Here is an 11,404-nt window from a genome sequence, read left to right as displayed (position 1 = left end):
CTGAGAACTCTCTTCGTGGCCCTGTTGGGCGGCGCCGCCGTGGCCGCCGTCGTCGTGTCGGTCCTGGTGTCGCCGTGGTGGTGGTCGGCGGCCGGCCCGCTGACGGCACTGCTGCTGCTGGCGGTGCGGGACCTGCTCCAGAAGCGGCACGCCGTGCTGCGGAACTACCCGGTGGTGGGCCGCCTGCGGTTCGTCCTGGAGGCGATCCGCCCGGAGGTCCAGCAGTACTTCGTCGAGCGCGACTTCGACGGGCGGCCGTTCGACCGCTCCGTCCGCAGCATCGTCTACGAACGCGCCGAGGGGACCGATGCCGAGGAGCCGTTCGGCACCGAACTCGACCTCTACGACAGCGGCCGCGAGTTCCTCGTCCCCTCCATGAGCCCCTGCCAGGTGGCGGAGGAGCCGCCGCGGGTGCGGATCGGCGGCCCCGACTGCACGCAGCCGTACGACATGGCGCTGCTCAACGTCTCGGCGATGAGCTTCGGCTCGCTGTCCGCCAACGCCGTGCTGGCCCTCAACACCGGCGCCGCACTGGGCGGTTTCGCCCACGACACCGGCGAGGGCGGCATCTCCGAGTACCACCAGCGGCCGGGCGGCGACCTCATCTGGGAGATCGGCACCGGCTACTTCGGCTGCCGGACGGAGGACGGCGGCTTCGACGAGCGCGCGTTCGCCGAGAAGGCTGCCCGCCCGCAGGTCAAGTGCGTGTCGCTGAAGCTCAGTCAGGGCGCGAAGCCGGGGATCGGCGGGGTGCTGCCCGGCACCAAGGTCACCGCCGAGATCGCCGCCGTCCGCGGCGTCCCGCAGGGCCGCACCGTCATCTCCCCGGCGTACCACCAGGTCTTCGGCACACCCCGCGAGCTGGTCCGCTTCCTCGCGCGGATGCGCGAGCTGGCCGGCGGCAAGCCGACCGGGTTCAAGCTCTGCGTCGGATCCCGCCGCCAGTTCCTCGCCGTCTGCAAGGCCATGATCGACGAGAACGTCACCCCCGACTTCATCCTCGTCGACGGCGCCGAGGGCGGCACCGGTGCCGCGCCCCTGGAGTTCGCCGACCACATGGGCATGCCGCTGACCGAGGGGCTGCTGACCGTCCACAACGCCCTGTTGGGCACCGGTCTGCGCGACCGGATCCGGATCGGCGCCGCGGGGAAGGTCGCCACCGGCAGCGACCTCGTCAAACGGCTGCTCCAGGGAGCCGACTTCACCAACTCGGCGCGGGCCATGATGTTCGCCGTGGGCTGCATCCAGGCCCAGCGCTGCCACACCAACACCTGCCCCACCGGTGTGGCCACCCAGGACGCCCGCCGGGCCCGCGCCCTGCACGTCGGCGACAAGTCGCAGCGCGTCCGCCGCTACCAGGAGGCGACGGTCAGGAGCGCCCTGCAGATCATGGCCGTCATGGGCGTCGACGACCCCGCCCAGCTGCGCCCGCACATGCTGCGGCGCCGGATGGACGCGCAGACCGTCCGCTCCTACGCCGAACTGCACCCGCAGCTCGAACCGGGCCGGCTGCTCAAGGGCCCGCCCGACGCCTGGGCCGAGGACTGGTACGCGGCCGACCCCGACCGCTTCACCGTGTGACCGGCCCGGCCCGGGACGCCCCCCGACACCCCCGCTCCGAAACCCCCGACCGAACCGGAGGACCAACCGTGGCCCGCACCGTTGCCCGTGTCATCGTCGAAGCCCTGCAGGACCTGGGCGTGCGCCAGGTGTTCGGCGTCGTCGGCGACGCGCTGAACCCGCTCACCGACGCCATCCGCGCCGCCGACGGGATCGAGTGGATCGGCTGCCGCCACGAGGAGGCCGCCGCGTTCGCCGCGGGCGCCCAGTCCCAGCTGTCCGGCACGCTGGGGGTGTGCATGGGCACCGTCGGCCCCGGCTCCGTGCACCTCCTCAACGGCCTGTACGACGCCGCCAAGAGCCGCACCCCCGTGCTCGCCATCGCCGGGCAGGTCCCGCTGGCCGAGTTCGGCAGCGACTACTTCCAGGAAGTCGACAACGACCTGCTCTTCCGTGACGTCGCCGTCCACCGGAGCACCGTCACCTCCCCGGACCAGATGCCGCGCATGCTGGAGGCGGCCGTCCGTGCCGCGTTCAGCGAGAACGGCGTCGCCGTCCTCACGGTGCCCGGCGACCTCGGCGACCTCGAACTCACCGACGACCGGCCCGCCCGGTTCCCCCGCAGCCGCCCCGTCACCCGCCCGGACGAGCCGGGTGTCCGGGCGGCCGCCGAGCTCGTCAACGCCGGATCCAAGGTCACCCTGCTGGTCGGCCGCGGCGCCCGGGACGCGCGCGAGAGCGTCCTGGAGCTGGCCGAGCGGCTGGCCGCACCGATGGTCCTCACCCTCAAGGCCAAGGAGGGCTTCGAGGGGGACAACCCGTACCAGGTCGGCCTGACCGGACTGATCGGCAACCCCGCGGCCGCCCACGCCCTCGACAGCTGCGACACCCTGGTCATGCTCGGCACCGACTTCCCGTACCGCGACTGGTACCCCACCGACTGCAGGATCGTCCAGATCGACCTCCAGGAACGCAACCTCGGGCGGCGGGTACCGGTCGACACGGGCCTGGCCGGCGACGTCGGCGCGACGCTCCGCGCACTGCTCCCCCACCTGGACGCGGTGAAGGACCGCGCGCACCTGGAATCGACCCGCGACCGGTTCGCCACGTGGCAGGCCGGACAGCAGCGGCTCGCGGACCCGGACCACGACAAGCACCTGACGGGACGGCTGCGCAGCGTGCTGGACAACCGCGGCCACGACATCCGGCCCGAGGCGCTGGCCGCCGCCGTGGACGCCTTCGCCGCCGACGACACGATCTTCACCTCGGACACCGGCATGGCCACGGTCTGGCTCTCCCGGCACGTCTCGATGCGCGGCGACCGGCGCCTGCTCGGCTCCTTCAACCTCGGCTCGATGGCCAACGCGATGCCGCAGGCCCTCGGCGCCCAGCTGTGGGCGCCGGACCGCCAGGTCGTCGCGTTCTGCGGCGACGGCGGGCTGAGCATGCTGCTCGGCGACCTCATGACCATCCGCACCTACCGGCTGCCGGTCAAGCTCGTGGTCTTCGACAACCGCCGCCTGGGCATGGTCGAACTCGAACAGGAACAGACCGGGCTCACCGGGTTCGGCACCGGCCTGGACAACCCGGACCTCGCCGCCGTCGCCAACTCCCTGGGGATCACCGGTATTCGCGTCACCGACCCGGGCCACCTCCGGGCCGGCGTCCGCCAGGCGCTCGACACCCCGGGGCCGGTCCTGCTGGACGTGCTGACCAACCCGGACGAGCTCGCCGTACCGGGAAAGCCGACGGTGCAACAGGGCTGGGGCTTCGCCGTCGCCAAGGTCAAGGAGCTGCTGCGGAGCGGCCCGACCGACCCGACGACGGCCTGACCCCGCCCCGGCAGGGCCCCGGCCGGTCCCCGCGGAGCGTGAGCGCCCCGCGATCCCGACGGACAGGGCCGGTCCCGTACGCCGGCTCGCCTTGAGCAGCGGCGGCCGCAGCACCGCGCACGGGACCGGAGGCGTACCCACTTATTTGTGCGTACTGGGCAGGCCCGGGGGTGGCGGGCAAGCTGGATCTCGGAGGCGGAAGGGAGATGACGGCAGGTCAGGAGGCCGACGACTCGACCGGTGCGGCCGGTTCGGCCAGTTCGGCGGCCATGCGATCGAGGCGTTCGTGGCCCCAGTCGGAGACGGGGGCCAGGGCCTCGGAGAGGCGGAGTCCGAAGTCGGTCAGGGAGTAGACGGTCTTCAGCGGAAGAACGTCGTGCACCTCGCGGTGCACCAGACCGTCGGACTCCATCTCCCGCAGCGCCTGGGTGAGGACCTTCTCGCTCAGGCCCGGCAGCTGCCGACGCAGCTCGGCGGGCCGGTGCGGGCCTGCCTCCAACAGCCAGAGCAGGGACGTCTTCCACTTGCCGTCGATCACGGAGATCGCGGCCGTCACCCCGCAGACATTCGGGTCCACCGCCCGGCTGCGCGTCATCTTCGCCCCCTCGTTCTCGATGTCCACCACCATGTCTACAGGAGCTGAAGTATGTCCACCAACCACGTGCAGTCCGCCGTCACCGTGCTCGGCCTCGGACCGATGGGCCGTGCCCTGGCCGGCGCCTTCGTCGAGGCGGGGGTGCGGACCACGGTCTGGAACCGGACGGCCGGCCGGGACACCGACCTTGTCGGCAAGGGGGCGGTGAGTGCCGCGACCGCCGAAGAGGCGGTGGCTGCAAGCGAGTTGGTCATCGTCTGCGTGGTGAACTACGACGCCTCCGACGGCGTGCTGCGCCGCGAGGACGTCACCGCCGCGCTCAAGGGCCGGACGGTCGTCAACCTCACCGCCGACACGCCGCAGCGCGCCAGGGACACGGCCGTCTGGGCGGCGGCACACGGCGTCGATTACCTGGACGGCGCCATCATGACCCCCGCCCCGAGCATCGGCACCACGGAGGCGGTGTTCATCCACAGCGGCCCGGCCGAGCTGTACCGGCGCCACCAGCCGGTGCTGGCGGCCCTCGGTGGTACGCACACCCACCTCGGCGAGGAGATCGGCCGGGCGGCCGGGTTCGACATCGCGCTGCTCGACATCTTCTGGACGACGATGGCCGGGTACGTGCACGCACTGGCGCTGGCCAAGGCGGAGGGGATCGACGGGCGGGAGCTGGCACCGTTCGCCCAGGGCATCGGCGCGATCCTCCCGCCGCTGTTCGCCGAGTTCGCCGAGGACTTCGACAGCGCCAGCTACTCGGGTGCGATCAACCCGCTCACGTCGGCGGTCTCCACGATGGCCCACGTCGTGCACACGGCGGAGGCGCACGGCATCGACTCCGGCGTGATGCGCGCCGCCGAGGGGCTCGTCCGCCGGACCATCGCGCTGGGCCATGGCGGGGACGGTGCGAGCCGCCTGGCCGAGGTGCTCGGCCGGCGCTGATCGCCGGCGGCGGGGCGGGCGGCGACGGGCGGCGGCGTCGCCCGTCCCGCCGCCCACCGCCCGCTGCCGAGCTGCCGAGCTGCCGAGCTGCCGCCGGACTCGTCGTCACCGCCGCTGCGCGGCAGAACCCCGGCCCGCGACGCCGCTGTCGGCGCCCGGGGTGTCACCGCCCGGGGTGTCGGAACGGGTGAACGCCCAGAGCGCGAACGCGAGGCAGCTGAACGCCGCGCCCAGCGCGCAGACTGCGCCCCAGCCGGCGACCGCGCAAAGGGTGGTCGCGGCGATCGCACCGGTGGCGCTGCCGATCGAGTAGAAGACCATGTACCCGCCGATCAACCGGCTGCCCGCGTCCGGGCGCAGAGCGTAGATCAAGGTCTGGTTGGTGACGTGGACCGCCTGCACCGCGAGGTCGAGGAGGACGACGCCGATGACCAGGGCCCAGAGGGAGCTCCGGGTGAAGGCCAACGGCAGCCAGGATGCGGCGAGCAGCGCCAGGGCGGTGCCGGTGGTCTGTCGGGAGAGTCCGCGGTCGTTCAGCCGGCCCGCCGCGGTCGCCGCCAGGGCGCCCACGGCTCCGACCAGACCGAATGCCCCGATCGCGGTGTGGGAGAGGGAGAACGGCGGATCGCTGAGCGGCAGTGCGATGCTGCTCCACAGGGTGCTGAAGGCGGCGAAGATCAGCAGGCCGAGCAGGGCTCGGACCCGCAGGACGCGTTCCCGTGCGAACAGGGTGACGGTGGAGCGCAGCAGCTGTCCGTACCGCAGGGAGGTCGGCGGGAGGGCGCCGTGGCGCGGCAGCACCAGGTGCAGGGCCACGGCGAGCAGGGCGGTGAGCCCCGCCGAGGCGAGGTAGACGGAGCGCCAGCCGGCAAGGTCGGCGACGAGGCCGGAGGCGGTGCGGGAGAGCAGGATCCCGATGACCACGCCGCTGGTCACGAGACCGACGACCCCTCCACGGCGGGCCGGTGGAGCCAGTGAGGCCGCGAAGGCCACCAGGGTCTGGGTGACGACCGCGAGAAGCCCCATCGCGGCCATCCCCGCGAGCAGGAGCGTCGCAGTGCGGGCGACGGCGACCGCTGCCAGCGCCACCACCAGCAGGAGCAGTTGGGCGACGATGAGCCGTCTGCGGTCCACCACGTCACCCAGGGGTACGAGGAGGAAGAGGCCCACCCCGTAGCCGACCTGGGTGAGCGCGACGACGCCGCCGACCAGTGCCGGACTCATGGCGAGATCGTGGCCGATGGTCGCGAGGAGCGGTTGGGCGAAGTAGACGTTGGCCACCGCCGTCCCACAGGCCACGGCGAACAGGACGACCACCCCGCGGGACAGGACGGACGCGGACCCTCCGCCGTCGCGGGCCGCGGCCTGCCGTGTCCCGGCCTCACAGTCGCCGATCATTCGACACCCTCTCCCTACCTAGTTTCATCTTGCTACCGATCGGGACCGTAGCCGAGGTTGGTATCATGTTGCAACCGACATGATGGGAGGACGGCATGGTGGCAAGGACACGCTTCGACGACAGCGACTGCCCCGTCGCGCGATCGGTGGACGCGATCGGCGACTGGTGGTCCCTCCTGATCGTGCGCGACGCCTTCGACGGGAGCCGTCGCTTCGGGGAGTTCCAGCGCAGCCTCGGCGTGGCGAAGAACATCCTGACCACCCGCCTGCGGGCCCTCGTCGCCGGCGGCATCCTCGAAACCGTCCCCGCCTCGGACGGCAGCGCCTACCGCGAATACGTCCTGACCCCGAAGGGCAACGCCCTCTTCCCCGTCATCGTGGCGCTGCGCCAGTGGGGCGAACAGAACTTCTTCGCCCCGGACGAGCCGCACTCGCAGCTGGTCGACCGCCGGCACGGACAACGCCTCCACGACCTCGAAGTCCGGTCGGCGGACGGGCGCCGCCTGAACCCCGACGACACCACGGTCCACAAGGTGTCCTGACCGGATGCCGGGCACCGGAGCAACGGGAAGCGGAACGGACGGAACCGGCCGACCCCCGCACCGAAGCCGGCCGCCCCGCCCGGGGCTGCGGCGCGCGGGCGCGGCGCCCTGGTCCTGGACCTCTGGCTGACCGCCTGAACTCCCAGGGGCCCAGCCCTGCCGGGCTGGGCCCCTGGACCCGGGACGACTACGCCGCCCGTGTCCTCTGCTGCTTCACCCAGGCCTGGACCTCCGACACCTTGAACTGCAACTTGGCGTTCCTGCCACACCCGAACTTGCAGGGCACGAGCCCGAGGCGCGGAGCGTCCCGGTAGGCCCGGGCGAGGGACATGTTCAGATACGTCGCCGTCTCCTTGGCAGTCATGAACTGCTCCGGCACGGCACCCTCCTGCTGTCGTCAAACCGCCATTCGCTGACCACTCGTCTCAGTGGACAAGAGTGAGTTGGCCCCACCGCAAACGGCTGGTGGAGCGCATCGGCGGCCGTTGCATCCCTTCGGAAGCGAAGACAGGCAGAACTGCCGCGCGGCCTTCTTCTCACCGGCCCGCTCGGTAGGCGTGGGGGTGTTCCACCGGGACGTCGGTGTCGTCATCGGTCCAGTCGAGCGACTGGTGCACGGCCACCACGCCGTCCACCGCCCGGCAGAGCTGCTCGGCGAGCGGGATCAGGCTTCGGCGGGGCACCCGTCCCGTGAGGGTCACCACACCCTCCTGAACGGCGACCTGGACGGCGTCCGGCGCCAGCCACAGGGTCTGGCCGAGCACGTCGTGCGTGATCTCCTCGCGGATCGCCGCGTCGTTCCGCAGGAAGACCTGAAGCAGGTCCCGGCGGCTCACAATGCCGACCAGCCGGCCGACCTCGTCGACCACGGGCAGCCGCTTCACCTTGTGGCGGTCCATCGCGCGGGCCGCCTCGGGAACGGACCAACCGGGTCGGGCGGTGACGGGCGGGCTGGTCATCAGGCCGCCGGCGGTCTCGGCCTCCGCGCGGGCGCGGTCGTGGGCGTCGAGCCGGCGGCCCGGGAAGTGACCCTCGGGATCCGGCAGGACCGCCTCCTTGCGGATCAGGTCGGCCTCGGACACCACGCCGAGCGGGCGCCCCTGGTCGTCGATGACCGGGATGGCGGTGATGTCGTTGCGGTGGAAACGCGCCACGACTTCCTTGAACGGCGTGTCGGGCCCGGCCGTGACGACCTCCTGGGTCATCACGTCCTGGACGGTGCGGTGCCGCATGGTCCTCACTCCTTCGCGGGTCGTGCCGTACCCTCACTGTCCGCCGCCGGACCGGGCCGTTCCAGGGCCGTTCGGCCCCGCTGCCCGGGCCGGTCCGACCAGGACGGCCCACCGGGGGCGGCGCCGGGAAGCCGAGGGTGTCCGATCCGAAGGCCGCCGCACAAGGAACCCGCCTATCAGCGGACCGGAGCGCAGCCAGCGCGGGCCCGCGAGATCGGTGACAGCCCGCGGTCCGTCGCCGAGGTGCAGTGCCGGGACCGGGTCTCCGTGCGTGCCCGGTGGCCCGGCATTCGGGGCCGACCGGCCCTGGTGCGGGGAATTCCCGCCGGCGGAGGCTCGGAAGGTACCCGCCCGGAGAGCGCCACCAGGGAGCGCCACCGTCGTCGAACCGGACCGAAGGAGCCTCAGATGTCCACCGCCCACTACCAGCCGTCCGCGGCGGCGGCACGGCCGGCCTTCGGCGGTGCGGACACCGGACCGCTCGGAGCCGAGGAGTACGAAGAGCACGAGGAGCACGAGGAGCACGAGGACGGGACAGGCACCGACGGGACGCCGATCCGGCTGGTCCCTCACCTGGTGAGTGCCGTCATCTTCGACGCGGACCGTGTCCTGACCGACTCCCAGTCGCTGCGCGTCATGGCCTGGCAGGACACCCTCGACTCCTACCTGGCCCAGTACACGCACGTCACCGGTCGTCCGCAACGCCACCTCGACGCCGCGTCCGACCTTCCCGCCCACCTCACCGGCCGCCTCGACGCGGATACCGGGGCCGCCCTGCTGGCCGAACACCTGGTAGTCGCCGACCTGGCCGTCCAGCACCTCGGCCCGTCGGGGGAGGACCTGCTGGGCCTGCTCGTCCGCCACCAGGACCGGTGCTTCGAGGAACTCCTGCACTCCCAACCTGTGCCGCCGCGCAGAGGCGCTGTTCACCTGCTGCTGGCGCTGCGCACCGCCGGGATCCGGACGGCGGCGGTCACCACGAGCCGGCGCGGCGCGCTCCTGCTCCGTGCAGCCGGCCTGGCCGAGCTGGTGGACGCCAGTGTGGATGCCGGGGACGCGTGGCACTGCGGGCTCGCCGGACCACCCGAGCCGGGCCTGTTCGAGCTGGCGCTGGGGCTGCTCCAGGCCGCACCGGCGCGCTCGGTACTGCTGGCCGGCACACCGCTGGGCACGGCGGCCGGTGTCCGGGCCGGCTTCGGCCGCACGGTGGCGATCACCTTCGATCACGAGGCGCCCTCGGGACCGTGGCCGGCCGGGGAGCCGCTCGTACGAGGACTGGGTGCCGTCACGGTCGTCGAGAGCGATTGAGTCCTCGGTGCACCAACGTGGTGATCGTTCGACCGCCCAGCACGCCGCTGCCGGGGCACGCCGCTGCCGGGCCCCGGCGAGCCGTCGACGGCCACGCGTACGGACCCGGCCCCCGGAACGCCCCGCTCAGACCGGCGTGGCGAGTCGGAGTTCGACGCCCACGACCCCCGGCACGGAGCGCACCAGGCGTTCCAGGACGGGCGCGGAGACCGCGTCGGGCAAGTCTCCGGACAGGGTGATCCGGCCGTTCTCGGAGCGGACTCCGGTGTCCACGACAGCGGTCGGGCCGAGGGTGGCGACCAGTTCGAAGCGCACCCGGTCGGTGAGCCCGCGGTCGTCGTCGAGGTAGACCTTCAGCAGGTCGCTCCGGCTGACGATGCCGACCAGGTAGTCCTCCTCGTCGACCACCGGGAGCCGCTTGAGGTGGCCACGGGCCATCGCGCGGGCGGCCTCGTTGAGGGGGCTGCCGGGGTGCACGGTGACGGCCGGGACGGACATCATCCGCCCGGCCGTCAGCGCGTCGGCGCTCGCGCCGTCGCGGGCGCGGGCGCGGGCGGTGAGCAGGTCGGCCTCGGAGACCACCCCGACGACCCGGCCGTCGCCGGTCAGGACGGGGACCGCGCTGACCTGCCAGCGCTGCAGGGTATCGGTGACTTCGCGGAAGTCCGCGTCGCGGCCGACGGCCACCACCCCGTGGGTCATGACGTCGGCGACGGTGCTCGGTGTGCTGCTCACAGTGCCCTCCTCGTCCTCGCCCCTCCTCGCTCGTCCCACCTCCACTGTCGGCCCGCCGGACGCCGTCGGACAGGGCCGGACGGTCCCTGCCGCCGAGGGCGGTCCGGCCCAGGACAACGCGGCCGGACGGCGGGACGATGGAAACCCCGAGCCCCGCTGGAGGCAGCCATGACGACGGACGCCACGACGGGCACCGGCGGACCCCGACCGCAGCCCCGAACCGGCCCGCCGGCCTTCCGCGGCGGTGTGGGAACCGTCGCCGACGGCGATCCCCCGGTCAGGACCGACCACGCCCGTCCGGTGGTCGACTGCGGCCTGTTCCAGGGGACGGCCGCGGTGCCACGCCCGGGCGAGCGGGTGCTCGTCCGTTGAGCCGGACCGACCTATGGAGGTGTCAACGATGAACCGATCCATCGCCGTGGGCGTGGACCCGTCGGAGCCCAGCCGGGCCGCCGTCAACTGGGCCGCCGACGAGGCGGCACTGCGGCACGCGGACCTACGGCTCGTCCACGCCCGGTACGGCACTGCCGATCCGGGCGAGGCGCAGCTGCTCGACGAGGAGTGGGCACGGGTCGCCGAGCGACACCCGGACCTCACCGTCGCGGCCGAACTCGTGGACGGACCGCCACGCGAGGCGCTGACCGGCGCGGCGAAGGGGGCGGTGCTGCTCGTGGTCGGCAACCGGGGGTCGGGAGGCTTCACCGAACTGCTCGTGGGCTCGACCAGCCTGTACGTGGCCGCCCATGCGCCGTGCCCGGTCGTGGTGGTGCACCACGGGCCGGCGCCCGATGGCGGCGTGGTGGTCGGGCTGGAGGGCAGCGACGCGGAGGGCCCCGTACTCGCCCACGCCTTCCAGACCGCCCGGCTGCATTCCCTCCCCTTGACCGTCATCCACGCCTTCAGCTCACCACTGGTGCTCGGGCCCGGCCACGAAGTCCCGCCGGTGTACGAGGAGGGGCACGTCGCGGCGGAGCACGAGCGGCTGGTCGCCGAGGTCTTGGCGGGCCGGCGCGAGCGCTTCCCGGACGTCGCCGTCACCACGTCGGTCGTGCACTCGGGGGCCGCGAAGGAGTTGGTGGCGGCGTCTGCGGCCCACCGGCTGGTCGTGGTGGGCCGCCACGGTGAGCCGAGCGGGCCGCTCGGTCGCCTGGGCTCCACCAGCCGGGCGGTGATCCAGCACGCCCACTGCCCGGTGGTCGTCGTGCCGGTGTGAGTCGGGGTGCGGAGGTCCGGGACCGCGTCGTGCCCTGGCCGGCCGCACCC

The 11,404-nt window shown here is 73.0% G+C and carries 12 protein-coding genes; 7 read left to right on the top strand and 5 right to left on the bottom strand.

The features are described from left to right. Together OH807_RS38755 and OH807_RS38750 are read left to right on the top strand one after the other, a co-directional pair. On the top strand, nt 1-1,581 hold the full coding sequence (locus tag OH807_RS38755) for an FMN-binding glutamate synthase family protein (RefSeq protein WP_406211413.1): 1,581 nt from the start codon (nt 1-3) through the stop codon (nt 1,579-1,581). 68 nt (nt 1,582-1,649) lie between these two features. Next, entirely contained in the window at nt 1,650-3,392 is a 1,743-nt protein-coding gene (locus OH807_RS38750) for a thiamine pyrophosphate-dependent enzyme (RefSeq protein ID WP_406209386.1), read from the top strand. Nucleotides 3,393-3,609: 217 nt separating this feature from the next. On the opposite strand, the gene OH807_RS38745 is transcribed toward OH807_RS38750, so the two are convergent. Continuing rightward, the gene (locus OH807_RS38745; protein WP_406211412.1) at nt 3,610-3,987 is read right to left on the bottom strand and encodes a winged helix-turn-helix transcriptional regulator; all 378 of its coding nucleotides are present in this window, start codon (nt 3,985-3,987) and stop codon (nt 3,610-3,612) included. Nucleotides 3,988-4,038: 51 nt separating this feature from the next. Between OH807_RS38745 and OH807_RS38740 the strand changes: the two genes are divergently transcribed. Continuing rightward, nucleotides 4,039-4,926: an NAD(P)-dependent oxidoreductase gene (locus tag OH807_RS38740; protein ID WP_406209384.1), complete on the top strand. Its 888-nt coding sequence runs from the start codon at nt 4,039-4,041 to the stop codon at nt 4,924-4,926. 105 nt (nt 4,927-5,031) lie between these two features. On the opposite strand, the gene OH807_RS38735 is transcribed toward OH807_RS38740, so the two are convergent. Beyond that, on the bottom strand, nt 5,032-6,324 hold the full coding sequence (locus tag OH807_RS38735) for an MFS transporter (RefSeq protein ID WP_406209381.1): 1,293 nt from the start codon (nt 6,322-6,324) through the stop codon (nt 5,032-5,034). 95 nt (nt 6,325-6,419) lie between these two features. Here OH807_RS38735 and OH807_RS38730 point away from each other — a divergent pair, with 95 nt between their 5' ends. Next, a complete protein-coding gene (locus OH807_RS38730) occupies nt 6,420-6,866 on the top strand; it encodes a winged helix-turn-helix transcriptional regulator (protein WP_406209378.1) in 447 nt (148 codons plus the stop codon). Between the two features lie 187 nt (nt 6,867-7,053). Here the strand turns inward: OH807_RS38730 and OH807_RS38725 are convergent, their stop codons facing one another. Next, nucleotides 7,054-7,245 carry a helix-turn-helix transcriptional regulator gene (locus OH807_RS38725; RefSeq protein WP_406209375.1) on the bottom strand — a complete coding sequence of 64 codons (192 nt, stop codon included), beginning with the start codon at nt 7,243-7,245 and terminating at the stop codon, nt 7,054-7,056. A 157-nt stretch (nt 7,246-7,402) separates the two neighbouring features. Next, nucleotides 7,403-8,098 (bottom strand): CBS domain-containing protein, encoded by a 696-nt coding sequence (locus tag OH807_RS38720; RefSeq protein WP_406209372.1) that lies wholly within the window; start codon nt 8,096-8,098, stop codon nt 7,403-7,405. Between the two features lie 408 nt (nt 8,099-8,506). On the opposite strand from OH807_RS38720, the gene OH807_RS38715 reads away from it, so the two are divergent. Further along, nucleotides 8,507-9,406: an HAD family hydrolase gene (locus OH807_RS38715; protein WP_406209370.1), complete on the top strand. Its 900-nt coding sequence runs from the start codon at nt 8,507-8,509 to the stop codon at nt 9,404-9,406. Between the two features lie 126 nt (nt 9,407-9,532). Here the strand turns inward: OH807_RS38715 and OH807_RS38710 are convergent, their stop codons facing one another. Continuing rightward, nucleotides 9,533-10,141, bottom strand: coding sequence for a CBS domain-containing protein (locus OH807_RS38710; RefSeq protein ID WP_406209368.1), 609 nt, complete (start codon nt 10,139-10,141; stop codon nt 9,533-9,535). Nucleotides 10,142-10,309: 168 nt separating this feature from the next. Here OH807_RS38710 and OH807_RS38705 point away from each other — a divergent pair, with 168 nt between their 5' ends. Next, complete coding sequence (locus OH807_RS38705) at nt 10,310-10,513, top strand: hypothetical protein (protein WP_406209365.1); 204 nt, start codon at nt 10,310-10,312, stop codon at nt 10,511-10,513. Nucleotides 10,514-10,541: 28 nt separating this feature from the next. Then, complete coding sequence (locus OH807_RS38700) at nt 10,542-11,354, top strand: universal stress protein (protein ID WP_406209363.1); 813 nt, start codon at nt 10,542-10,544, stop codon at nt 11,352-11,354. Nucleotides 11,355-11,404: the final 50 nt, after the last annotated feature.

The organism is Kitasatospora sp. NBC_01560, assembly GCF_045208415.1.
Classification (GTDB): domain Bacteria; phylum Actinomycetota; class Actinomycetes; order Streptomycetales; family Streptomycetaceae; genus Kitasatospora.
The sequence above is the reverse complement of the archived record's forward strand: the minus strand, read 5'-3'. Positions and strand labels throughout refer to the sequence as shown.